Below are 23,232 nucleotides of genomic sequence, written 5' to 3'. Positions count from 1 at the left end.
CAATAATTGAGGGTTTGAAGCGTTGCAACGACTGGCTTACATGCCGGTCTTGATGGTGTTCCACACCCGCGTGATGGCGCGGCTTTCCTTGGTGTTGTGGGTTTTCTGCGGGAACAGGCGTTCGCGGGTTTGCGCATCGGGGTAGATCGCCTGGTCGTCACGCACATCTGCATTCAGCAAGGCAGTGGCCTTGGCGTTGCTGTTGGCGTAGTGGATGTAGTTGGACACGTCCGCCATCACCTGCGGCTGCAGTAAGTACTCGAGAAACTTGTGGGCGTTGGCGGTATGCGGCGCGTCTGCCGGGATGTACAGGTTGTCGAACCAGATCAGCGAGCCTTCCTTGGGAATGAAGTACGCCAGCTTGATCTTCAGCCCGGCTTCCTCGGCGCGGGCCTGGGCGGTGGCATAGTCGCCGGACCAGGTCATGGCCATGCACACATCGCCATTGGGCAGGCTGTTGAGGTAGTTCACCGAGTCGAATTTGCGGATGTACGGGCGCACGCTGAGCAACAGTGCCTCTACCGCCTTGAGGTCGTCCGGCTCGGCGCTGCGCGGATCGCGCCCCAGGTATTGCAGGGCCAGGGGGATGACTTCGGTGGGCGCAGACAGCAGCGTCACGCCGCAGTCGGCGAAGCGCGACACCACCTTGGGGTCAAAGATCATCGCCAGCGAACCGATGGGCGCATCGGGCATGCGCTCTTTGATCTTGTCGACGTTATAGGTAACGCCGTTGCTGCCCCAGGTATAAGGCGCCGAGTAGGTCAGCTGTGGGTCGTAGCCCTGCAGGTTCTTCACCACCTCCGGGTCGAGGTTGGCCAGGCTCGGCAGCTGCTTTTTATCCAGCGGCTGGAACACCTTGGCACTGATCAAAGGCGGCACCAGGGAGGCATTGAGCATCACCAGGTCGTAGCCGGAACGGCCGGTAAGCAGCTTGGCTTGCACGGTTTCGTAGGCGTCGAAGGTGTCGTAAATCACCTTGATGCCACTGGCCTTCTCGAAATCGGCCAGGGTGTTTTCGCCAATGTAATCGGCCCAGTTGAACAGCCGCAAGGTATTGGCGCCCTCCTCCTGCGCAGCAAACGCCGGCGCGGTGAGGGTCACACAGAGGGAACAGCGAACGACAAACGCCAACACCTTACCCATAGTCATTTCACCTTGTGAGTGTCATCTGCCCAGGATGAGCGAGTGACAGCACTATTGAGGGAAATGGATGGGGGGACCATACCCTGAATGGGTAGGTTCGCTGCCGCAGCCTCTTCCACAGTGACGCACGCTGCCTGTGGGAGAGGCTTCAGCCTCGGTGCTTTTCAGGCGGTAGTTCCCTGCCAATGCTCAGGGAAAACCAGCGCTCAAGGCGCCGCCATACGTTCCAGTTGCTCGGTGAGGTAACGCGCATGGCGGCTGGTTACGAGTGGCGCCAGCGGCTTGCCGGAGTTACCCACGCGCCCGGACTTGCCGCTGTTGAAGTCGCCGAGGGCGGCGCGCACGTATGACCAATTGGCCTGCAGACGCGACGCTTGTTGTGGCTGGCGTTGCTCCATCAGCGGCAAGGCCTGAGCCATCTCCGCATCCAGTTCCGGCAACAGCACGGTTTCGTTCTGGTTGACGTAGCGCTCACCGCGCAAGGGGTTGACGTCGAGGTAGCCGAAGTACGCCAGGGCGCTGTATTGCAGGGTGAGAAACTCCAGTTTCAACGCGGTGTGCAGCAACGGATCGGCCTGTTCGGCGCTGCGCTGATCGGCCGCCTCCAGGAAGGTCAGCAGCGCCTGGCCCAGTTCACTGGGGTAACGCCAAGGCATGTCATCTTCGTGCGGGCCATAGCGGCGCCCCTCAGCCAGCACACTCAGCAGGTACTGGTAACTGGGCGCCAATGCGCTGTGCTGGTCGGGCGGCAACTGCTCGAAGCTCGCCGTCAGCCCCTGCAGATCCTGCTCGAAGGTTGCCACATCGGCGTCTTGCACCCCTTCGCCGCGCATCAGCAAAAAGCTGTTGATGCTGCGGCAGGCATTCAATTGCACCGACTCCAAAGACGCCGAACCCTGGGCCATGACATTGGCGCTCAGGCTCAAACTGAGGGCGCCCAACACAATCGCAAACAAACGCATGGCTTCTGTTCCTTGAATCGAGCAGCAAGAGGGAGTGGTGTCCGTGAGGTTGCGCCTCGATTCTATGAGCGCCCCGGGCGCCGGCCCTTATCCTGATATTTCATAGCCATGCCCGGCGGGAATAGCAGCCGGGTGCGCGCACGCACCGCACGCGTTTGCCGGCCAATGGGGTGATAATGCCGCCGCGCATTCACCCCGGAGCCCTGCCCCATGTTCGAAATCCAGCCCTTCAACCCCGAAACCTACCGCCAGCAAACCCGTCGCAGCACCTTGATCGTGGCAGTGATCTTCATTGCCCTGGCCATGTTGCTGTCGAGCCTGGCGGTGCTGCTGTTTGGCACCCCCGGTGGCGATAACTTCCGTTGGAACGCGGGCGGCGTAGTGGCGGCGGTGCTGGCGTGTGCGGCGTTATTCAAACTCAAGCTGTGGTCGCAGCCTTGGATGAGCGCGGCGGTGTATGGCTGGCAGTTGAAGCGCGCGTTGATGAGCGTGACCAATGTGATGCACCAGGTTGAAGTGGGGGTTAAAGCGCAGAACCCGGACGCGATGAAGCTGCTGCGTTTTTATCACCAGGGGCTGACGCAGATGTACCTGCTGGAGGCCAACACCAGCTCCCTGAGCCAGATGACCCACGAGATCGATGCCCATAAAGACGCCATGCAGGCGCTGGGGCTGGATACCGATCAACCCCGTCTGCAGCCGCAATGGCTGGCGACGGTCAAGGGCCTGAGCAAGGCGTAAACCGCTAATCAGACACTGAATTTTTCTTCGAACCATTTTTCGCACCAGCCGCTCTGATCTGGTGCCGAGCCGTATTACCTGTCCATTCATCGTGGCTTCGGTCTGAAAGGACTCATCATGAGCAGCCCCTTCCCTGACACGTTGACCGCCGCTGTGGAGCGCTGTGCCGACGAGCCGATTCATATCCCCGGCGGTATTCAGCCCCACGGTTTCCTGCTGGTGGTAGCCGAAGCCGACCTGCGGGTGCTGCAAGTGAGCGCCAATGTCAGCACCTGGCTCGGCCTGCAAGCGTCCAGTCTGTTGGGGCTGGCGCTGCCCGAGTTGATTGACGACCCCGAGCTGCCGGCGCGCCTGGCCGGGTTGTCGAGTGATGACCTGAACCCCTTCCACCTCGGTGATGTGCGGTTTTTCCAGGGCACGGCGCAGGCACGCAGTTTCGCCCTGATGGGTCACCGCCTGGGGCAGCAACTGATCCTCGAATTCGAGCAGGCCAGTAACCCTGGCGAGGCTTACGGCATTCTCTACCCGCTGATGCGCACCTTTGTTGCCGAGCTGCATGCGGCCAAAGACCTTGAAGCGATCTGCCAATTGGCGGTCAACGAGCTGAGCCGGATCAGCGGTTTTGGCCGGGTCAAAGCCTACCGCTTCGACGACGATGGCAATGGTGAAGTGCTCGCCGAACGGGCTGAGCCTGAGTACGCCAGCTACCTCGGCCACCGTTTTCCGGCCTCGGACATTCCCGCCCAGGCCCGCCAGTTGTATTGCAAGAACCTGATCCGCCTGATTCCGGATGCCACCTACCAACCCTCGCCGATGGTGCCCGAGCTCAGCCCGCTCGACCAGCAACCGCTAGACCTCAGTTTTGCCTCCTTGCGCAGCGTATCGCCGGTGCACCTGCAGTACATGCGCAACATGGGCACGCTGGCGTCGATGTCGGTGTCGATTGTGGTCCGCGACCGCCTTTGGGGGCTGATCTCGTGCCACGACGCCAACCCGCGCCAGCTCAGCCACAAGACCCGCACCACCTGCGAGTTGCTGGCGCGCATTCTGGCGCTGCAGATCGACGCCACTGAAAGCGGCCGACAGGCCCAGCGCAAACTCGAACTGCGCCACCTGATCGTGCGCCTGTTGGCCGGCATGGCCGACTACGACAGCGTCACCGACGGTTTCCGCAACCTGCCCGATGTGGTGCTGGCGTTTGCCAAGGCGCAAGGCGCGGCGGTGGTTACCGCTGATACCTGCGTGAGCGTTGGTGCTGCGCCGGCGGACGAACAGATCATCGCCCTGGCGCACTGGCTCGGCAGCCAGGAGCGTGGCCCGCTGTTCAGCAGCGACAACATTGGCCGCGACGTACCGCAGTTGCCCGAGCTGGCCGCGCACAGCGCCGGGGTGCTGGCGGTGTCGATTTCCAAGCTGCATGCGCACTACCTGATCTGGTTCCGCCAGGAACAGGTGCAAACGGTGAAATGGGCCGGGCAGCCGAACAAACAGCTCGACCAGGCCAGCGGCGCCCTCTCCCCCCGCCACAGCTTCGACACCTGGCGCGAGGTGGTGCGAGGCTACAGCGCGCCGTGGGAAGCAGCGGAATGTGAAGGCGCGCTGGAGCTGCGCAACGCGGTGCTCGGCATCGTGCTGCGCAAGGCCGAGGAAATGGCCGCGCTGGCCGGTGAGTTGCGCGAGAGCAACAAGGAGCTCGAATCGTTCTCCTACAGCGTGTCCCACGACTTGCGCGCGCCACTGCGCCATATCGCCGGTTACACCGAACTGCTCGGTGAGCTGGAAGGCGAACAGCTGAGCGAGCGCGGCAAACGTTTTCTGCTGAATATCAGCGAGGCCGCGCGGTTTGCCGGGGTGCTGGTGGACAACCTGCTGAGTTTTTCGCAGATGGGCCGCTCGGCGCTGCACCTGTCGGATGTCGACCTCGACGCCATGGTCAGCTCGATTCGCGAAGAAATGCGCCCCGACTACGACCAGCGCCAGGTCGAGTGGCGCATTCAGCCGCTGCCGGTGGTGGTCGCAGACGCCTCCTTTTTGCATATGGTGCTGCGCAACCTGCTGAGCAACGCCCTCAAATACAGCAGCCGCCGCGAGCAGACGATCATCGAAATGGGCGCCACCCAGGATGCCGACGAAACCGTGGTGTTTATCCGCGACAACGGCGTCGGCTTCGACATGCAGTACGCCAACAAACTGTTCGGCGTGTTCCAGCGCCTGCACCGCATGGAAGAGTTCGAAGGCACCGGCATTGGCCTGGCCAGCGTGCGGCGGATTATCGAACGCCATGGCGGCCGGGTCTGGGCCGACGGCCGCATCGACCAGGGCGCGACCTTTTTCTTTGCACTGCCACGATTGACCTACACCACTCCACCTGATGACCGGAACACCTAAATGCTCAAACCCATCCTTCTCGTTGAAGACAACCCCAACGATCTGGAACTGACCCTGGTGGCGCTTGAGCGCAGCCAGTTGGCCAACGATGTCGTGATCAAACGCGACGGCGCCGAAGCCCTCGACTACCTGCTGCGCCGTGGGGAATACCAGAACCGCGCCGACGGCAATCCGGCGGTGCTGTTGCTTGACCTCAAGCTGCCGAAAGTCGACGGTCTGGAAGTGCTCAAGACCGTGCGCGAAACCCCGGCGCTGCGCAGCATTCCGGTGGTCATGCTGACCTCCTCGCGGGAGGAGCCCGACCTGATGCGCGCCTACGAAATGGGCGTTAACGCCTACGTGGTGAAGCCGGTCGAATTCCGTGATTTTGTCGCCGCCATTTCTGATCTCGGGGTGTTCTGGGCGGTGCTTAACGAACCGCCACCCGGCTCCTTGCGCCTGAAACGCCCGCGCAAGCCCGATGAATCGCACGACTGAACTCAGGACGGTCAATGCCCCTGCCCAACCCCATCAGCCTGTTGCTGATAGAAGACAGCCCGCACGACGCTGAACTGGCGCAACTGGCGCTTGAACGCGCCGGTTACAGCCTGAATACCGAGCTGGTCTACGACCATGCCGGGGTGATCAACGCTCTTGAGCAGCGCGAGTTCGACCTGATTCTGGCCGATTTCATCCTGCCCGGTTTTTCCGGCAGCCAGGCCCTGGCAGAAGCCCAGCGCCTGGCGCCGAAAACGCCGTTCATTTTTCTCTCCGGCGTCTATGGCGAGGAAAACGCGGTGAACATGATGCGCGCCGGCGCCGTCGACTATGTGTTGAAACAGAACCTGTCGCTGCTGCCCAAAGCTGTTAATCGCGCCCTCGCCGAGGTCAACGAACGACGTCGTCGCCAGCAGGCCGAACAGGCCCTGCAGGAGATCGGCGCCCGCGCCCGCCTGGCGGTGGAAGCTGCCGGCCTGGGCATGTGGGACTACGAGCCCCGCAGCGGCCAACTGCGCTGCGACCACCGTTACCGTGCCATGTGCGGCCTGGAAGGTGATGAGCCGCTGGACATGGGCCTGTTCGAGCGCCTGTGCCATGCCGACGATTTGCCGGCGCTGCGCGCCAGCATCCAGGCGGTCACCAGCGACCCGCACCACCCTGACTTTGCCATGCCCTATCGCATCCACCTGCCCGATGGCCGTCAGCGCTGGCTGGAAATGCGCGGCCAGGCGTTTTTCGACCAGGGCCAGTGCAGCCGTTTTGTCGGCGTGGTGATGGACATCACCGAACAGCGTGCGGCCACCGAAGCGCTGCGGCAGCTGAACGAAACCCTCGGTGAGCGTGTGCAGGAGCGCACCCGAGAACGTGACCGCACCTGGGAGCTGTCGCGCGACTTGCTGGCGGTGACCACCTTCGATTCCACCACCCTGGCCGTCAATCCAGCCTGGCAGAGCATTCTCGGCTGGCACCCGGAAGAGCTGCTGGGCCTGCCATTGGTGGCCATGACCCACGCCGATGACGTGCGCAGCAGCCGCGTGGCGATGGCCACCGTGCGCCGCGGCCAGGTCGCCGACCGCTTCGTCAACCGCCTGCGCCACCGTGACGGCAGTTACCGCTGGATCGCCTGGAGCGCCGTGCCGGACGCCGGCCGCGCCTATGTGGCGGGCCGCGATATCAGCAATGAAATCGCCAACATCGACAAACTGGCCAACGCCAACACCGCCCTGCGCCAACAGATTCAGGAACGGGAAAACGTCGAAGCCACCTTGCGCCAGATGCAGCGCCTGGAAGCGGTCGGCCAGCTCACAGCCGGCGTCGCCCACGACTTCAACAACTTGCTCACGGTGATCCTCACCAGCGCCAACTTTCTGCAGCGCGACCTCGAACGCGGCACCCCGGCAGAAACCAGCCTGCGCCGGGTCAACCACATCATCACTGCTGGCGAGCGTGGCGCCACCCTCACCAGCCAGTTGCTCGCCTTCGCCCGCCGCCAGCAGCTGGCACCGGCGCCGCTGGACCTCAACGAAACCCTGAACAACCTGCACACCCTGCTGAAAAGCACCCTCGGCGGGCGCATCAGCGTGGCGATTCAGGCGCAGACCGACCTCTGGCATGCGCTGGTCGACCCGACGCAGATCGACATGATCATCCTCAACCTGGCGATCAACGCCCGCGACGCGATGAAAGATGGCGGCCAACTGGCCCTCGCCACGGCCAACGTGACCATCACCCAGGCCGCACAAAGCGCCGAAGAACCCGGCCCGGGCGACTACGTGATGCTGTCGGTATCGGACACCGGTACCGGCATGAGCCCGGACGTCCTGCAAAAAGCCTTCGAGCCGTTCTTCACCACCAAGGAAATCGGCAAGGGCTCGGGCCTTGGCCTGGCCCAGGTGTTCGGCTTTGCCAAGCAGTCGGGTGGTGGTGCGCGGATTTTTACCGAACAAGGCGTCGGCACCACCGTGCAGGTGTACCTGCCACGCACCGCCGCCAACGCAGCGAGCAGTAGCACGGCCAGCGCAGAAGATACCGCTGAGGTGCTCAGCGGCGGGCAGCGCATTCTATTGGTTGACGATGACCCCGCCGTGCGCGACGTCACCGCGCAGATGCTGCGCCGCCTGGGCTTTCAGGTGACCGAAGCCGACTCAGGCGCCCGCGCCCTGCACCTGCTGACCACCACCGAGGTCGACCTGCTGCTGGCCGACTTCGCCATGCCCGGCATGAACGGTGGCGAACTGGCGCGGGTGGTGGCCGTGCAGCAGCCGCTGCTGCCTATCGTGTTTATCAGCGGCTATGCCGACCTTGAATCGCTGGGGCTTGGCGACAGCCCGGTGATTCAGAAACCCTTCAGCGAGGAACAACTGGTGAGCAAGATCGTTCAGGCCCTGCGCTCGGTGGCCAAGCATGGATAACCTGCGCCAGCGTCTACGCCTGTGGGGCGGCGCGTTGCACCATCAGGTCGACACGGCGTTTTCCGCCCTTACCCTGGAAACCGCAGAGGGCTATCGGCAGTTTCTTCAGGCCCACGCGGCGGCCCTGTTCAGCCTGGAGGACTGCCTGGCGCAACAAGGCGTCTCGCAGTTGCTCGACGACTGGCCGGCACGCCAACGCAGCAATGCCCTGCGCGCCGACCTGCAGGCGCTGAACTGCGAACCGGCGCCGGCATTGACCATCACCCCACGGGGCGGCCCCGGTTGGTGTTGGGGCGCGCTGTATGTGCTGGAAGGCTCGCGCCTGGGCGGCAAACTCCTGGCCCGCCGCCTGCAAGCGGCGCAACCCGGCGCCCCCATGCACTACCTCGACCACGCCGCTGACCAGGGCCTGTGGCCAGGCTTTTTGCAGCGCCTGGAAAGCCAGGCGCACGGCTGCGATGAGAGGGAGTTGCAGCAAGGCGTGGAGGATGCGTTTGGCCTGTTTATTCGCGCCGCATCCGCCAGCGCTGAAGCTAAACTCTGACAGGTACGGGGCATTCCCCATTTGAGAGTACTGCCATGTTCACATCACGCACACGAATTGCCCTGGCCAGTTGCCTGGCCCTGCTGATTGCCTCGACCTCGGCCCTGGCTGATCCCGGCAACGGCAAGGGCAAGGACAAAAACAACGGCAACAGCCACTCCGGCCAGGGCGGCAAAAACGACAAAGGCGGCAGCAACGACTGGAGCGGCGGCCCGAGCATCGACCGCAATAACATCTTCGGCGTGATCGGCGGCTACCGCGACTACTGGACACCCACTTCGTCGCTACCGCCCGGCATCCAGAAGAACCTCGCCAGAGGCAAACCACTGCCGCCCGGCATCGCCAAGAAACTCGACGGCCGCCTGCTGGGCAAACTGCCCCGCTACGACGGCTACGAATGGCAACAAGCCGGCACCGACCTGATCCTGGTTGCCATCGCCACCGGGATCATTTACGAGGTGCTCAACGGCGCCTTTGATTGAGGTTCAGATCGTGGCCTGGTTGACCCGTTTCGACAGCGCTTCAGCCGTCTCCTTGCGCTCCGAATAGCGGTCGACCAGGTCCGGCCGCCCACGCAGCAACAGGGTGAAGCGCACCAACTCCTCCATCACATCCACCACCCGGTCGTACAGCGCCGACGGCTTCATGCGGTCCTGCCCATCGAACTCGAGAAAGGCCTTGGGCACCGACGACTGATTGGGGATGGTGAACATGCGCATCCAGCGGCCCAGCACACGCATCTGATTCACCGCATTGAACGACTGCGAACCACCGGACACCTGCATCACCGCCAAGGTCTTGCCTTGCGTGGGACGGATGGCACCAATGGCCAACGGCACCCAGTCGATCTGCGCCTTGAACACCGCCGACATCGCGCCATGGCGCTCCGGCGAGCACCAGACCTGGCCTTCCGACCACTGCATCAGCTCCAGCAGTTCCTGCACCTTGGGGTGGTCGCTAGGTGCGTCGTCAGGTAGCGGTAAACCGGACGGATTGAAGATGCGCGTCTCAGCACCAAAGTGCTCGAGCAGACGCGCCGCCTCCTCCACCAGCAGCCGGCTGAACGAGCGTTGCCGGGTGGAACCGTACAGCAACAGAATCCGCGGCGGCTGGCCTTCGGCGCTACCGGCGACAGTTGCGTTGATCAGGTGATGGTCGAGGTTGGGCAGATCGCTGGACATGGCTACTCCTGAGCTCGCAGCGTGCCGATACGGGTCAATTCAGCCTGCAGACTGGCCCGATCCAGGGTTGAAAATGGCAACGCCAGAAAGGCCTGGCAGCGCCGTTCGATAATTGCCAGGGTGGCGTTAAACGCGGCGCTCACCTCCTCCGCGCTACCGCTGACATGGGACGGATCGGCCAAGCCCCAATGCGCCTTCAGCGCGGTGCCGAAATACACCGGGCAAGCTTCACCGGCGGCGTTGTCGCACACGGTGATGACGATATCGGGCGGGCTGTCGGCAAAAGCGTCGTTACCTTTGCTGTACAGCCCCTCGACGGCAATGTTGGCCTCGCGCAGGGTCTGCAAGCTTTGTGGCAACACCTGGCCCTTGGGGAAACTGCCGGAACTGACCGCCACAAAAGGTGGCGACGCCAGGTGATTGAACACCGCCTCGCTGAGGATGCTGCGGCAGCTATTGGCGGTACACATAAACAATACTTTCATCGAGTCAGATTCCATCACGGGGTGAGGTTGGCGATCAGCAGCAAACGCTGCGCACAGGGCGATCGCTCATGTGTTGCAAGCGGCTGAGGTTGTCTTCCAGCCAGGCGGCATTGCCCTCCAGCGAAGTGTTCAGCACCGCCAGCGCCCAGCCCGGCAACTGCGGATTGAGCCGGTAATACACCCACAGCCCCTGGCGCCTATCCAGCAACAAACCGCTCGCCCGCAACTGCGCCAGATGACGCGACACCTTGGGCTGGCTGTCATTCAACGCACTCATCAACTCGCACACACACAACTCGCCCTCACGCACGATCAACAGCACCGCGCGTAGCCGTGTTTCATCGGCCAGAGATTTGAATAGCGTGGTGGGAGTCATTCGGGCAGGACCTGCTTGCTACATACGGGAAACCGAATATATGGAAATTCGCATATAAGGTAAACCCCTAAGCATTGCGCATGATCCAGTCAGCCTATTTTCAGCGTGCCCAAGCCAAGGCCGAAGGCACATGAGGGGTGGCATTCCTAACCGCTGCAGGCGCTTAGTCCTCATACCGCGAGCTCGGGTCACGATCACCCTCGTAATGACGTTTAAACGGAAACGCCGGCAACCAGGCTTCGCGCCGCACCATCCAATTTTCGTAGGTGGGGGTCAATTGATCCGGCGCGTCCAAGGCGCCGAGGTTCACTTCCACTTCATCACCGCTGCGGGCAAACACCGAGGAGCCGCAGCGTGGGCAGAAATGCCGCCCGGCGTAGTCACCAGTTGCGCCTTCGACGGTCACCGCTTCCTGGGGAAATACCGCTGAGGCATGGAACAACGCGCCGTGGTGTTTGCGGCAGTCCAGGCAGTGGCACAGGCCCACTCGGTACGGTTGGCCGAACGCCACAATTCGCACGTCGCCGCACAGGCAACCGCCGCTGTAGTGCTGCATGGTGTGTGGTACTCCGTTATTTTCAGTACTACGCGCAGAACGCCGGCTTAACCGATCTCCAGCAAGATCGCCGAGTGGTCAGACATCAACTCCCAACAATCCTGCGCTCCTCTGCCACAGTCGCGGGTCAGATTGTTTGCAGAGGCACGTGGAAGTATCGCCGGCAGCACGGGGGGCGGAACGTCTGAGTACCAATAATCGTACAAGCGCCCGTTCCACGTGGTGCCATTTGGCTGCGAGTGATAGAGGGGAAAGGCAACGCTGTCGTAGACATGCAACTCCAAGCTGCGGACGCCGCCACGCCTGTTGGTCGGTTCGACATTGAAGTCGCCACCCAGGTACACGTTATTGGGGTTGCCCGCAGGAGCCAGGCGTCCGACCCTCACCTTGAGTGAGCTCATCATCTGCGCCAACTTGCCGGCCATCAAATTCCGTTCAGCGTCGAGGGTGTACATGTTGTGCAGATACGCGACGCCAATGGTACCGACGCCAGGCACTTGCACAACGGCATATACCAGGGCGCGGAAGTCGGAAGTTGCAGCTGGAAAAGTCTGTGCCCATGCCTGCCACGCAGCCCAGGGCCTGGGACCGACTGGCGGCGCAGCAGGCGCTCGGTCGACAGCCACCGAGCTTGCGTTGCCCGAAACAGTGAGCGAAATGCGGCCCACTTCAAGCACGCGGATGCGAATTCCCGGGCCTGCGACTTTGAACAACAACGCGGTGTATTCCTGACGCCCACGGGCCAGTGCGGTGCTGCCGCAGGCAACCAGCAGCTGACGATGGATTCCCCCACCCGCCAATGCCTGGTTGAACATCGGCAAGGAACCTAAAACGCCCGGTGACGCCATTTCGGTAAGGCCGGCAACAATAATGTTACTGCCAGGTGCCAACCCCGCCGCAATTTGACCAAACGCACCGAACGCGCCAATCGGGTTTGCGCCTGCGGGCATCACCATAGGTACCAGTGGCACTGCTCCGCCGCCATAGGCATGGATACGCCAGGGCAAGGCTGGCCCGAGCGTTCGCATATTCTGATGAAACAAAAACGCTGGCATCGCACGCTCCCTGTGTATGCGCCGCTTACGCCACCCGCGGTACCAGGCGCGAGCCCACCCAGGTTTTGCGCCGCTCGGCGGCACTGGTGGCCTGCGGTGCTGGCGTGGGCAGCGGCGGCAGTGCATTGGGGTCGAAGGGCCCGGAAATCACCACTGGTTTGGCCCCGGAGACAATGCTGCCGAGCACCAGATTGCTGCTGGGGTCGACGATATTGATGATGTCCATCAGCTGCCAATACAGGTACATCTGCGTGGTGGGCCCGGAGCCGTCGCTGCTGTTAGCGGTCATGCCCGTCAAGGTTTCCGAGACATAGCTGGTGGTTTCGCTGCTCAAGGTCAGTTGCTGAAAGGTGGTGGACGAGGCACTCAAGCTGGCCGATACCGAGGCTGACACCGGTCCCCATCCCGCCGAGGCACTGGTGCCGATCTGCGCGGCAATGGTCACCTGGCTGGACGAGGTGCTCTGCATGCCCTCGACCGTGGTGAAACTGATGGTTTTGCTCTGCCCGGGGGCGATGGTGTAGGAGTCCGGCAGGCGTCGCCAATACTGCTCGCGCACCACGGCCACGGCATTGTTGGGCCCTGCCACGCCGCAGCCGACCACTACGCACTGCGAATCCGGCGGTATCACTTGTGTGGCGTTGGGCTGGGGAATCGGGCCAATGGCGTTGGGCTCAAGCAACAGCTCGGTGTTGATCTCCAGGTTGCTGCCGCTTTCGTTGGCCTGGAACACGCAGACAAACCCGCCGGAGTAAGCCGCCGTCACCAGAAAATACGCACCTTGGTTGTATTGCCCAAAGTTGAGCGAGTTGCCCGGGGTCAGTAATGCGCCGGGAGAGCCAGGCGTGGCAGCGGTGCCGTTGTTAGGCAAACCGGCAAAATCACCGGTACTGGTGAGTTCGTACACATACACGCCGAAGGGCAACGCATTGGTGATGCGCATTGAGCTCTGCCCAGGGCCGTTACTGGGCGACTCGAGGGTGCCCTGCAGCAGGTCGGTGGCATCTTGAGGGACGGGGCGCATGGCGGTTACCTCCTGTAAGTGCTTCTCCAAGGAAGCAGGAGTCTAGTCGCCAGCTGGCCGAGGGCCCGACCGGCTATCGGCGCGCCTACGCGCTAACCTCCCCGACCTGCTCCAGCATCTCGTTCAAGCGGTCAATGGTGAACGGCTTGCGCAACACAGTCGCGCCGCTGCCGACGGCGGCTTGCAACTGGGCGGTGTCGGAGAAGCCGCTGATAAAGATCAGCGGCAGATCCGGGTGTTTTTCCCGCAGCAGTTTCGCCACTTCGGCGCCGTTCAGGTGCGGCATGGCGAAGTCCAGCAGCACCACGTCGGGCGCCTGCACATCGATCATTTTCAGCCCGGCCAGGCCGCTGTCGGCTTCGCGCACCTGGTGGCCGAGCACTTCCAGCATGTCGATGACCACCCGGCGCACGTCGTGGTCGTCGTCGATCAACATCACCCGTTTGCCGTTGTGCGGTAACGCTGGGTGGCTGACGGCCAGCGGCTTTTCCATGTGCTCGCTGTCGGCGGTGTACGGAATGGTCAGGAACACCTGGGTGCCGCTGCCCGGCGCAGACACCAGGTACACCCGGCCGTTGGATTGCTCGACGATGCTTTGCACCTGGGCCAGGCCCAGGCCGGTGCCAGCGCCAATACCTTTGGTGGAGAAGAACGCGTTGAAGGCTTTCTGCCGCACCTCCTCGCTCATGCCGACGCCGGTGTCGGCCACGCACACCTGCATGACGCCATGGGGCGCACCTTCGGCAGGCTCCGGGTGGTGCTGAGTGGTGATGGTCAGGGAACCACCGGTGGGCATCGCGTCGCGGGCATTCAGGGCCAGGTTGAGAATCGCCAGTTCAAGCTGCGTCGGGTCGCTCAGCGCCAGTTGCTCGGACGGCTCAAGGTTCAGCTTGATCCGCACCGTGGTGCCGATGGTGCGCACCAACAGATCGTGCATGTCGCGGATCACGTTGTTGATTCGCAGTGGCTGCAGCTCAAGCTTCTGCGAGCGGGAAAACGCCAGCAATTGTGCGGTCAGCTTGGCGCCGCGGTCGGCGGCTTTGAGCCCGGCCTCGGTCCACTTCACCACCTTTTCCGAGTCGGGACGGCGGGCGATCAGGTCGAGGCTGCCTTTGATTCCCTGCAGCAGGTTGTTGAAGTCGTGGGCCAGGCCGCCGGTCAACTGCCCGACCGCTTCCATTTTCTGCGCCTGGCTCAAACGCGCCTCAAGCTGGCGCTGTTCGGTGAGGTCGGTGACCACGCCGCAGATGATCGGCTCATCGGTGCTGTCCAGCGCCAAGGCGCGAAACGACAGATAGGCCGGGAAGAGATGGTCATCCGCCGAGAGCAAATTGAATTCGCCGCGCACCGCCTCTTCAGCGCTGTTGCAGAGAAACTGGCGGAACCGTTCGCGCTCGGACGGCGCGATGAATTCGCTGAAGTCGTAGGCCAGCACCTTCTCCAGCGGGCGGTGGACGATCTCGCCCAGTCGCTCGTTGCCGTACAGCACGAAGCCGTCCAGCGAGAGGGTTACCGCGCCTTCCTGCATCTGTTCGATCAGGGTGCGATAGGGCCGGTCGGCACTTTCCAGGGTGTAGACGCTGACGCCCTCTCCGGTGTCGATAAACAGCGCATCCACAGCCCCGGTGCGAATCGCCTCAAGGGTTTCTTCGGCTTCGCGCAACTTATCGCTCAGCGCCTGGATGTACTGGGTGTCGCTCATACCTTCTGTGCGCTCGATCATGGGTTACCCCTCACTCGATGCCCAGGGCGCTACGCAATGTAGCGGTGTCGGAAAGATCGCCAATCAGTAAACGCACGGGCATGGGTTTGAGTTTCATCAAGGTGGGCACGGCAATAATCTGCGCATCCCGCGCAGCCTTCGGGTTCTGGTAGATGTCGATCACCTCCAGGGAGTAGGCGCCAGCCAGGTGGTTGTCGCACAGACTCCGCAGGGTCTGAATGGCCCGGGTCGAGCGTGTGGTGTTGCCGGACACATACAAACGCAGCTCACAAACGTCCACTGGCGTATCGGCGCCGGCAGATGCCGGCTCAGGTGGTGCCTCATGTGGAGATCGGGGCGGCAGTGGGCTCAATTGATCGGCTCTGGGCGAATATCCAGACCGACCAATACTTTGTCGGTGTTGGACAGATCGCCAATGATTTTTACCAGCGGCGTGGGGAGATGCCGCACCAAGGTCGGCAAGGCGAGAATCTGATCGCCTGCCGCCAGTTGTGGAGTTACCCGCAGGTCGATCACCTCGATGGTGTAGACCCCGGCCAGGTACTCCTCGCAGATGCGCTGAAGATTGCGCAGCGCGGTGACCGATTTCGGTGTTTGCCCGGCAATGTACAGGCGCAGGGCGTAATGCCCGGGTTGGCCGACTGCCGTGACATCGATGGGTTGCACATCTACAGGTTGCACATCGGTGGTAGTCATTCGACGACTCCTCGTGCCAGGGCCAATTGCCGACGCATGTCATCGTCGGTCTGCAATTGGCGACTTTCATCGTTATCCAGCAGCGCTTCTTCTTGCTCCTGGGCGTCCAGCGCCGCGCGCATGTCGGCAATCTTGCGTTCCAGTTGGGCGCGGTTTTTCTGTTGCTCGCGTTTGCGTTGCTCCACCAGTTGTTTGCGGATTTCGCCTTCGCGCCGCTCGCGGGCTTCCTGGTTGAGACGCGCCGAACCGGTCAACACGCCATGGGGGCCGACGTAAGGGCTCACCAGGGTGATGCCACTGTCGTCGATGTGGTACTCGCGCATCTGGTTCGAATGCCCCATACCGCGCGACTTCAGCACGTAGAGGAGGCGGTTGTATTCACCGTCCGCCTCGACACTGGACAGTGAAATCCAGGTATCCATCAGCGAGGAAATCGCCCGATCCAGCTCGGCGCGGGTGGTTTTCGCGTCGCTGAGGCTGGTGAACACGGCGGTGATGTTGCGCTCTTTGAGCAGATCAACCAGGCGCAACAGCGTGGCATGCACCTCCGACTGCGGGCCGTGGAAGGCCGAGATCGGGTCGATGATCACGCACTCCGGCTGGAACTCGACGATTTCCCGGTACATGCGCGCCAGGTGCACTTCCAGGCCATACAGGCTCGGGCGTGCCGACTCCACGCGAAGCAGCCCGCTGTCGATGTAGGTCTTCAGTTTCAACCCCACCGAGCCGAGATTACGCAGCAGTTGGCTTTCGGCTTCCTCAAAGGAAAACAGCAGGCAGCGTTCGTTGCGCTGGCAACTGGCGCGGATAAAGCTGGCGGCGAAGGTGGTTTTACCGGTACCGGCCAGGCCGCTGACCAGCACGCTGGAGCCGCGGTAGTAGCCGCCACGGTCGAGCATGCGATCCAGGCCATCGATGCCGGTGGGCACGATATCCTCGAGCACCTGGTGGTTGAGGCCTGCGGCGGTAACTGGCATCACCGTCAGGCCGTGCTCGTCGATAAAGAACGGGTATTCGTTGGTGCCGTGGGACGAGCCACGGTATTTGATCACCCGCAGACGGCGGGTGGTGATCTGCTCGACAACGCGGTTGTCCAGCAGGATCACGCAGTCGGACACGTATTCCTCAATGCCGAAGCGGGTCAGCAGCCCTTCCCCGCGCTCGCCGGTCACCACCGCAGTCACGCCGCGCTCTTTCAGCCAATAGAACAGACGGCGCAGCTCGGCGCGCAATACCGCAGCATCCTGAAAACTGGAGAACAGCGCTTCGATGGTGTCCAGCACCACGCGCTTGGCACCGATGCTGTCGATGGCGTAACCCAGGCGGACGAACAGGCCTTCGAGGTCGTACTCGCCGGTTTCCTCGATCTCGCTGCTGTCGACGTAGACGTGGTCGATGGCCAGGAGCTTCTGGTCCACCAGGGCCTGCAGGTCGTAATCCAGGGACCCGACGTTATCGATCAGGTCCTGGGTACGTTCCTCGAAGCTCATGAACACCCCCGGCTCGCCGAATTGCACGGCGCCATTGACCAGGAAGCTCATGGCAAACAGGGTTTTACCGCAGCCGGCATAGCCGCAAATCAGGCTCGGCCGGCCTTGGGGCAGGCCACCCAGGGTGATTTCGTCGAAACCGGCAATACCGGTCGCGACCTTCTTGAGTGTTGCAGTGTGCGCAGTGGCAGCTGGCGTCTCGGCCAAATCAGGTCACCTTTAAAGTCATGTGTGATGGCTGCATACCCAACGGCATCCAGCGCCTAACACTCCGACTACGGTGAGCGGAAAAAGGTCGATTTTTCGTATAGCAGTTTGATGTCAGTGCGGCGCCGCCTTCCTGCGAAAGCGCCGACCAGGCTGGCCGGCGCAGGGTTGCGCTACGAACGCTGAAAGTGGCTCAGCCGAGCTGTTTACGCCACGCCTGAATCTGCTCCAGGGTCGCCGTGGCGCCGCCACAAACCACCACCAACGGCCGCTGGAATTCGCTGAGCAACGCAGCGTCGCCGCTGTACAAGGTCGCCAACGCAGCGGCGCAGGCCGGTTCAACCAGCACGCGGTGGTCGTGGAGGAATTGCTCGCAGGCCGCCAGGGCCTGAGCGTCGCTCACGGTGGCGCAACGCACGGGGTGCTGCTGGGTAACAGCGAAGGCGTTTTCGCACACGGCTTTGGCGCCGAGGGAGGTGGCGATACTGGTGATGGCGGGCAGTTCGATGCGTTTGCCGGCAGCCACCGATTGCGCCAGGGAGTCGGCGCCGTTAGTTTCCACCGCCAGCACCGGCAGTTGGCCGAGGCCGTTGCGTTGCAGGCCGGCGATCACCCCGGACAACAGGCCGCCACCGCCAACGGCGACTATCACCGAGTCAAAGCCGATATCGGCCTCTACCGCTTCGTCGATCAGGCTGCCGTGGCCGGCCCACATTTCGGCGTTGTCGAAGGGGTGGATAAACGCGCTGCTGTCGTCCAGCAGCGATTGCGCCAGGGCGTTGGCTTCCATCCACGAGGCGCCGTGCACGATCACCTCGGCGCCCTCTTGCTCGATCAGCGCCTTGGCACGGGCGGTGGTGGTTTCCGGCACGACCACCGTGACCGGGATATTCAGCTGGCGGCCCGCATAGGCTGCAGCGATGCCGGCGTTACCACCGGAGGATGAAACGAAACGGGTTTTGCCTTGGCGCGCATAGGTTTCACACACGGCGCCGATGCCGCGGATCTTGAACGAACCAACCGGCTGCAGCGCCTCCATTTTCAGCCACACGGTCTTGCCGGTAAGCAGGCTCAGCGGCCGTGATTGCAGCAACGGAGTGTGAATATGCAACGCCATGGTCAACCTCGATTCCAGAACAGAGGGCCGGGAGAATAACCACCCGGCGCAGTGCGGGTCGAGGTTATTTCTGCCCCAGTTCCTCGACCTGCCAACCACCCCCCATGGCCGTTATCAGCTGCACACTGGCGGTCAGGCGGCTGCCCAGCAGGGTCAACACCGTGCGTTCGCTGGACAGCGCCGTGGTCTGCACGCTGACCACGTCAGAGAAGTCGACGGTGCCGGCTTTGTACTGGTTGAGCATCAGGCGCAGCGATTCGCGGGACGAGTCGAGAGCTTCCTGTTGCACCCCGCTCTCTTCTTTCAGTACGTCAAGCTGGACCATGTAGTCTTCGACTTCGCGAAAGCCGGTCAACACGCTCAGGCGGTAGGCGGCAACGGTGGCGTCGTAGCTGGCTTCGGCTTGTTCGACGCGGGAACGGATCAGGCCGCCGTCGAACAGGGTCATGGCGAAGTCCGGGCCGATCGACCAGTAGCGGTTCGGCGTGGTCAGCAGTTGCGACAGGCTGTCGTTGCGGAAACCACCGCTGGCGCTGAGGGTGATGTCCGGGTAGTAGGCGGCTTTGTTTACGCCGATCAGGGCGTTGGCAGACCTGACGTCACGCTCGGCCGAGGCGATATCGGGGCGCCGTTGCAGCAACTGCGACGGCACCGTGGCCGGGATGTGCGGCAGGCCGGGAATGTCGTTGGTTTCCGCCAGGCTGAAGGTCGACGGCGGTTCGCCGACCAGCACGGCGATGGCGTTTTGCAGTTGCGCGCGCTGGTATTTGAGGTCGATGGCCTGGGCCTGGGTGGTTTTCACCTGAGTGCGGGCCTGGGCCACGTCGGCCTTGGTGACGATGCCGGCTCGGTATTGGTTTTCCGCCAGCTTCAGGGCTTTTTCGTAGGCGGCCACTGTGTCGTCGAGCAGGCGTTTCTGCGCGTCCATCACCCGTAGTTGCAGGTAGTTTTGCGCCAGTTCCGATTGCTGGCTGAGCTTGGTGCCGGCCAGGGTCGCCTGGCTGGCCTCTGCGCTGGCATCGTCAGACTCCAGCTGACGGCGCAGTTTGCCCCACAGGTCGAGTTCCCAGCTCACGCCGAGGCTGGCCTGATAGCTGTCGCTGATGCCGCCGGAGCTGCCGCTGCTGACGGTGGAACCGTCGGACAACGACACCGTACCGCCACCGCCGGACGCCTGACCGGAGCGGGTTTTGCTGAAGGCGGCGGTCAGGCTGGGGAAAAACGAGGCACGCGCACCACGGGCCAGGGCTTGTGCCTGGCGGTACTGGGCTTCGGCCTGGGCCAGGGTCTGGTTGGAGGTTTCCAGGCGTTGCTGCAGCTGGTTCAGCGTGCTGTCGCCATACAGCTCCCACCAGGCACCACGGTGCAGGGCATCACGCGGTTCAGCCTGGGTCCAGCCGGCTTGCTGTTTGAAGCTGGCGGGCACTGCCACGTCCGGCTGCTGGTAGTCCGGGCCAACGGCGCAGCCGGCCACGGCAACAGCCACAGCAAGCAACAGGCTGCGGGAATACAGGCTCATAACGAAGTCTCCAACGAAGCATCAGTGCGCACGCCTCTGCGGCGATTAACCCAGTGGCGCAAACGATCCAGGTACAGGTACACCACCGGCGTGGTGTAGAGGGTCAGCATCTGGCTGGCCAGCAGGCCGCCGACGATGGTGATACCCAGTGGCCGGCGCAGACCGGCATCGCCGCCGACGCCGAAAATCAGCGGCAGCGCGCCAAGCAGCGCCGCCAGGGTGGTCATCATGATCGGCCGGAAGCGCTTCACGCAGGCTTCCAGAATCGCCTCGCGCGGGCTCATGCCCAGGCGCCGTTCGGCCTCCAGGGCAAAGTCGATCATCAGAATGGCGTTCTTCTTGACGATACCAATCAGCAGAATGATGCCGATCAAGGCGATCAGGCTCAGCTCGCTGCGGCACAGGATCAGGGCCAGCAAGGCACCGACGCCGGCCGAGGGCAAGGTCGAGAGAATGGTCAGCGGGTGCACGTAACTCTCGTAGAGAATGCCGAGCACGATGTACACCGCCACCAGCGCCAACAGAATCAGCCAGGGCATGTTGTTCTGCGTGTCCTGCACCGCGCCGGCGTTGCCCTCGAAGCTGGCCTGCACATCGAGCGGCAATTGCAGCGGTTCGATGGCGGCCAGAATCGCCTCGCGGGTCGGGCCTATCTGCGCGCCGGGCGCCAGGTTGAACGACAGGGTAATGGCGGCAAACTGGCCCTGATGGTTAACCGACAACGGCGCACTGCTTGGCTCGAAATGGCTGAACTCGGCCAGCGGCACGCTCTGCCCGTCGCTGCCCAGCACATACACCTGACGCAGAATTTCCGGGCTCTGCTGGTACTGCGCGCCTACTTCCATGACCACGTGGTACTGGTTCAGCGGGTTGTAGATATTGGCGATCTGCCGTTGGCCGAAGGAGTTATTGAGCACCTCGTCCACCAGCTTCATATTCACCCCCAGGCTGCCGGCGCGGTCGCGGTCGACCACCAAACGGCTCTGCACGCCCTTGTCCTGGGAGTCGCTGTTGAGGTCGACCACCTGCGGCAGTTTGCGCATCGCCGCTTCGACTTTTGGCGCCCATTGGCGCAGCAGCGTCAGGTCGTCGCTGCGCAGGGTGAATTGGTTGCTGGCGTTGCTGTCCCGGCCGCCCAGGCGCACGTCCTGACCGGGATTGAGGTACAGCGCGGCGCCGGGAATCTCGGCCAGTTTTGGTCGCAAGCGCGCGAGGATGGTATTGACGTCATCACGCTCGCCAATCGGTTTCAGGGTGACGAAAAACGAGCCGGTGTTGCTCGACTGCCAACGCCCGCCACCGAGAAAGCCAACCACGTTTTCGATGTCCGGGTCGGCACCGAGAATCGCGCGGAACTTGCCCATCTTTTCCTGCAAGCCCTGGAAGGAAATGCTCTGGTCGGCGATGGCAAAGCCGCGCAGCCGCCCGGAATCCTGTTCCGGCAAGAAGCCTTTGGGCACCACGACAAACAGATATAGGTTGAGCACGATGCAGCCGAGCATGATCACCACCATCAGCCGCGAGTGCTCCAGCGCCCATTCCAGGCTGGCCTTGTAACGCGCCATGAGGTTTTGGAACAGTTTGCTTTCGGCCTGCGGTTGCTCCACCGGGGCGTTCTTGTCGCGGGCTTTGAGCAATCGCGCGCAGAGCATCGGCGTGAGGGTCAGCGACACCACTAACGACACCAGGATGGCCGCCGACAGGGTTACCGAAAACTCGCGGAACAGGCGGCCCATGATCCCGCCCATCAACAGAATCGGGATAAACACCGCCACCAGCGACAGGGTCATCGACAGCACGGTAAAGCCCACTTCGCGGGCGCCATGAATCGACGCCTCCAGCGGTGACTCGCCCTCCTCGATGCGCCGGGCGATGTTCTCCACCACCACGATGGCGTCGTCCACCACAAAGCCGGTGGCGACGATCAGCGCCATCAGCGACAGGTTGTTCAGCGAGAAGCCGCACAGGTACATCACCGCGAACGTGCCCACCAGCGACACCGGCACCGCCAGCGCCGGAATCAGCGTGGCGCGCGGGCTGCGCAGGAACATGTACACCACCATAATCACCAGCAGCACGGAGATGATCAGGGTGATTTCGGCTTCATCCAGCGAGGCGCGAATGCTCGGGCTGCGGTCGTCCATCACCGACAACTGCACCTTCGGCCCGATCAGTTCCTGCATCTCTGGCAACAGCGCATGAATGGCGTCGGTGGCCTCGATGATATTGGCGCCGGGCTGACGGGTAACGATCAGCAGCACCGCCGGGTTGGCCCCGGAAAAACCGGCGTTGCGCACGTCTTCCACCGCATTGCTGACCTCGGCGATATCGCCCAGGCGCACTGCGGCGCCGGTGGTGGCGTTGTAGTGGACGATCACCGGCAGGTATTCGCTGGCCTTGCGCAGCTGGTCGTTGGCGTCCACTTGCCACTGCTTGGTGGCGCCGTCGATGGAGCCTTTGGGGCCATTCGAGTTTGTGTTGGAAATCGCCGTGCGCACGGTGTCCAGCGAGATGCCGTATTTGTTCAGCGCATCCGGGTTGAGGTCGACCCGCACCGCCGGTAACGAGCTACCGCCGATACTCACCTGACCGATACCCTTGACCTGCGCCAGGCGCGGCGACACCAGCGTCGAGGCCATGTCGTACATCTCGCCACGGGTGTAGCTGTCGGAGGTCAGGGTGAGGACCATCACCGGCATGTCCGAGGGGTTGGCTTTTCGGTACGACGGCAGGCTCGGCATGCCACTGGGCAGCAGGCTGCTGGCGGCATTGATGGCGGCCTGCACTTCGCGGGCGGCGCCGTCGATGTCCTTTTCCAGGGAGAACTGCACGATCACCGTGGTCGAGCCCAGCGAGCTGCTGGAGGTCATCTCGCTGATCCCGGCGATCCGCCCCAACGCCCGTTCCAGTGGCGTGGCCACCGAGGTGGCCATGGTTTCCGGACTGGCGCCGGGCAACGAGGCGCTGATCATGATGGTGGGGAAATCCACCGACGGCAGCGGCGCCACCGGCAACAGGTTGAACGACAACCAGCCGGCGAGCAGCAGCGCCAGGGTCAGCAACGAGGTGGCGACCGGGCGGCGGATGAAGGGGGTGGAGAGGCTCATTTCCAACTCACCGTTTGCCCTGCCCTC

The 23,232-nt window shown here is 62.9% G+C and carries 21 protein-coding genes; 6 read left to right on the top strand and 15 right to left on the bottom strand.

Annotated elements, in window-relative coordinates:
* Window positions 1–36 precede the first annotated feature (36 nt).
* Window positions 37–1,143: a polyamine ABC transporter substrate-binding protein gene (locus C8K61_RS03595; RefSeq protein WP_108094792.1), complete on the bottom strand. Its 1,107-nt coding sequence runs from the start codon at window positions 1,141–1,143 to the stop codon at window positions 37–39.
* Between the two features lie 206 nt (window positions 1,144–1,349).
* Window positions 1,350–2,105 carry a hypothetical protein gene (locus C8K61_RS03590; protein ID WP_108094791.1) on the bottom strand — a complete coding sequence of 252 codons (756 nt, stop codon included), beginning with the start codon at window positions 2,103–2,105 and terminating at the stop codon, window positions 1,350–1,352.
* 210 nt (window positions 2,106–2,315) lie between these two features.
* On the opposite strand from C8K61_RS03590, the gene C8K61_RS03585 reads away from it, so the two are divergent.
* The 6 genes from C8K61_RS03585 to C8K61_RS03560 all read left to right on the top strand — a co-directional run bounded on the left by C8K61_RS03585 (window position 2,316) and on the right by C8K61_RS03560 (window position 9,151).
* Window positions 2,316–2,846 (top strand): DUF3087 family protein, encoded by a 531-nt coding sequence (locus tag C8K61_RS03585; RefSeq protein ID WP_108094790.1) that lies wholly within the window; start codon window positions 2,316–2,318, stop codon window positions 2,844–2,846.
* Window positions 2,847–2,963: 117 nt separating this feature from the next.
* Window positions 2,964–5,234 carry an ATP-binding protein gene (locus C8K61_RS03580; RefSeq protein WP_108094789.1) on the top strand — a complete coding sequence of 757 codons (2,271 nt, stop codon included), beginning with the start codon at window positions 2,964–2,966 and terminating at the stop codon, window positions 5,232–5,234.
* A complete protein-coding gene (locus C8K61_RS03575) occupies window positions 5,235–5,711 on the top strand; it encodes a response regulator (protein WP_108094788.1) in 477 nt (158 codons plus the stop codon). It begins immediately after the preceding gene.
* Between the two features lie 14 nt (window positions 5,712–5,725).
* Entirely contained in the window at window positions 5,726–8,125 is a 2,400-nt protein-coding gene (locus tag C8K61_RS03570; RefSeq protein WP_108094787.1) for a hybrid sensor histidine kinase/response regulator, read from the top strand.
* The gene (locus C8K61_RS03565) at window positions 8,118–8,669 is read left to right on the top strand and encodes a biliverdin-producing heme oxygenase (protein ID WP_108094786.1); all 552 of its coding nucleotides are present in this window, start codon (window positions 8,118–8,120) and stop codon (window positions 8,667–8,669) included. The genes C8K61_RS03570 and C8K61_RS03565 overlap by 8 nt, the downstream gene beginning before the upstream one ends.
* A gap of 35 nt (window positions 8,670–8,704) precedes the next feature.
* Window positions 8,705–9,151: an anti-virulence regulator CigR family protein gene (locus tag C8K61_RS03560; protein ID WP_108094785.1), complete on the top strand. Its 447-nt coding sequence runs from the start codon at window positions 8,705–8,707 to the stop codon at window positions 9,149–9,151.
* A 3-nt stretch (window positions 9,152–9,154) separates the two neighbouring features.
* On the opposite strand, the gene arsH is transcribed toward C8K61_RS03560, so the two are convergent.
* The 13 genes from arsH to C8K61_RS03495 form a co-directional block, all read right to left on the bottom strand.
* Window positions 9,155–9,850, bottom strand: a complete 696-nt coding sequence (gene arsH, locus C8K61_RS03555) for an arsenical resistance protein ArsH (protein ID WP_108094784.1) — start codon at window positions 9,848–9,850, stop codon at window positions 9,155–9,157.
* A 2-nt stretch (window positions 9,851–9,852) separates the two neighbouring features.
* Window positions 9,853–10,335, bottom strand: coding sequence for an arsenate reductase ArsC (locus C8K61_RS03550; protein ID WP_108094783.1), 483 nt, complete (start codon window positions 10,333–10,335; stop codon window positions 9,853–9,855).
* A 34-nt stretch (window positions 10,336–10,369) separates the two neighbouring features.
* Entirely contained in the window at window positions 10,370–10,711 is a 342-nt protein-coding gene (locus C8K61_RS03545; protein ID WP_108094782.1) for a metalloregulator ArsR/SmtB family transcription factor, read from the bottom strand.
* A 163-nt stretch (window positions 10,712–10,874) separates the two neighbouring features.
* Window positions 10,875–11,267 (bottom strand): GFA family protein, encoded by a 393-nt coding sequence (locus C8K61_RS03540; RefSeq protein WP_108094781.1) that lies wholly within the window; start codon window positions 11,265–11,267, stop codon window positions 10,875–10,877.
* A 47-nt stretch (window positions 11,268–11,314) separates the two neighbouring features.
* Window positions 11,315–12,322: a hypothetical protein gene (locus C8K61_RS03535; RefSeq protein ID WP_108094780.1), complete on the bottom strand. Its 1,008-nt coding sequence runs from the start codon at window positions 12,320–12,322 to the stop codon at window positions 11,315–11,317.
* A gap of 25 nt (window positions 12,323–12,347) precedes the next feature.
* Entirely contained in the window at window positions 12,348–13,346 is a 999-nt protein-coding gene (locus C8K61_RS03530) for a hypothetical protein (RefSeq protein ID WP_108094779.1), read from the bottom strand.
* Between the two features lie 85 nt (window positions 13,347–13,431).
* A complete protein-coding gene (locus tag C8K61_RS03525) occupies window positions 13,432–15,069 on the bottom strand; it encodes a response regulator (RefSeq protein WP_108094778.1) in 1,638 nt (545 codons plus the stop codon).
* A gap of 10 nt (window positions 15,070–15,079) precedes the next feature.
* Window positions 15,080–15,349: a circadian clock KaiB family protein gene (locus C8K61_RS03520; protein ID WP_108094777.1), complete on the bottom strand. Its 270-nt coding sequence runs from the start codon at window positions 15,347–15,349 to the stop codon at window positions 15,080–15,082.
* A gap of 68 nt (window positions 15,350–15,417) precedes the next feature.
* Window positions 15,418–15,765, bottom strand: a complete 348-nt coding sequence (locus tag C8K61_RS03515) for a circadian clock KaiB family protein (RefSeq protein ID WP_108094776.1) — start codon at window positions 15,763–15,765, stop codon at window positions 15,418–15,420.
* A complete protein-coding gene (kaiC, locus tag C8K61_RS03510) occupies window positions 15,762–17,462 on the bottom strand; it encodes a circadian clock protein KaiC (protein WP_108094775.1) in 1,701 nt (566 codons plus the stop codon). Before kaiC ends, C8K61_RS03515 begins: the two co-directional genes overlap by 4 nt.
* Before the next feature lie 193 nt (window positions 17,463–17,655).
* The gene (locus C8K61_RS03505; RefSeq protein WP_108094774.1) at window positions 17,656–18,579 is read right to left on the bottom strand and encodes a pyridoxal-phosphate dependent enzyme; all 924 of its coding nucleotides are present in this window, start codon (window positions 18,577–18,579) and stop codon (window positions 17,656–17,658) included.
* Window positions 18,580–18,643: 64 nt separating this feature from the next.
* On the bottom strand, window positions 18,644–20,098 hold the full coding sequence (locus tag C8K61_RS03500; protein WP_108094773.1) for an efflux transporter outer membrane subunit: 1,455 nt from the start codon (window positions 20,096–20,098) through the stop codon (window positions 18,644–18,646).
* Window positions 20,095–23,205: a multidrug efflux RND transporter permease subunit gene (locus tag C8K61_RS03495; protein ID WP_108094772.1), complete on the bottom strand. Its 3,111-nt coding sequence runs from the start codon at window positions 23,203–23,205 to the stop codon at window positions 20,095–20,097. The genes C8K61_RS03500 and C8K61_RS03495 overlap by 4 nt, the downstream gene beginning before the upstream one ends.
* Window positions 23,206–23,232 lie beyond the last annotated feature (27 nt).

It is taken from the genome of Pseudomonas sp. GV071, from assembly GCF_003050835.1.
Lineage (GTDB): Bacteria > Pseudomonadota > Gammaproteobacteria > Pseudomonadales > Pseudomonadaceae > Aquipseudomonas.
Note: the sequence above shows the minus strand (reverse complement) of the source record. Positions and strands in the feature narration are given on the sequence as shown.

Coding starts and splice junctions, on each gene's coding strand:
- C8K61_RS03525 (WP_108094778.1), bottom strand. CDS start 15,069: ATGATCGAGCGCACAGAAGGTATGAGCGACACCCAGTACATCCAGGCG.
- C8K61_RS03515 (WP_108094776.1), bottom strand. CDS start 15,765: ATGACTACCACCGATGTGCAACCTGTAGATGTGCAACCCATCGATGTC.
- C8K61_RS03595 (WP_108094792.1), bottom strand. CDS start 1,143: ATGGGTAAGGTGTTGGCGTTTGTCGTTCGCTGTTCCCTCTGTGTGACC.
- C8K61_RS03550 (WP_108094783.1), bottom strand. CDS start 10,335: ATGAAAGTATTGTTTATGTGTACCGCCAATAGCTGCCGCAGCATCCTC.
- C8K61_RS03575 (WP_108094788.1), top strand. CDS start 5,235: ATGCTCAAACCCATCCTTCTCGTTGAAGACAACCCCAACGATCTGGAA.
- arsH (WP_108094784.1), bottom strand. CDS start 9,850: ATGTCCAGCGATCTGCCCAACCTCGACCATCACCTGATCAACGCAACT.
- C8K61_RS03540 (WP_108094781.1), bottom strand. CDS start 11,267: ATGCAGCACTACAGCGGCGGTTGCCTGTGCGGCGACGTGCGAATTGTG.
- C8K61_RS03495 (WP_108094772.1), bottom strand. CDS start 23,205: ATGAGCCTCTCCACCCCCTTCATCCGCCGCCCGGTCGCCACCTCGTTG.
- C8K61_RS03560 (WP_108094785.1), top strand. CDS start 8,705: ATGTTCACATCACGCACACGAATTGCCCTGGCCAGTTGCCTGGCCCTG.
- C8K61_RS03505 (WP_108094774.1), bottom strand. CDS start 18,579: ATGGCGTTGCATATTCACACTCCGTTGCTGCAATCACGGCCGCTGAGC.
- C8K61_RS03580 (WP_108094789.1), top strand. CDS start 2,964: ATGAGCAGCCCCTTCCCTGACACGTTGACCGCCGCTGTGGAGCGCTGT.
- C8K61_RS03530 (WP_108094779.1), bottom strand. CDS start 13,346: ATGCGCCCCGTCCCTCAAGATGCCACCGACCTGCTGCAGGGCACCCTC.
- C8K61_RS03500 (WP_108094773.1), bottom strand. CDS start 20,098: ATGAGCCTGTATTCCCGCAGCCTGTTGCTTGCTGTGGCTGTTGCCGTG.
- C8K61_RS03545 (WP_108094782.1), bottom strand. CDS start 10,711: ATGACTCCCACCACGCTATTCAAATCTCTGGCCGATGAAACACGGCTA.
- C8K61_RS03590 (WP_108094791.1), bottom strand. CDS start 2,105: ATGCGTTTGTTTGCGATTGTGTTGGGCGCCCTCAGTTTGAGCCTGAGC.
- C8K61_RS03535 (WP_108094780.1), bottom strand. CDS start 12,322: ATGCCAGCGTTTTTGTTTCATCAGAATATGCGAACGCTCGGGCCAGCC.
- C8K61_RS03565 (WP_108094786.1), top strand. CDS start 8,118: ATGGATAACCTGCGCCAGCGTCTACGCCTGTGGGGCGGCGCGTTGCAC.
- C8K61_RS03570 (WP_108094787.1), top strand. CDS start 5,726: ATGCCCCTGCCCAACCCCATCAGCCTGTTGCTGATAGAAGACAGCCCG.
- C8K61_RS03585 (WP_108094790.1), top strand. CDS start 2,316: ATGTTCGAAATCCAGCCCTTCAACCCCGAAACCTACCGCCAGCAAACC.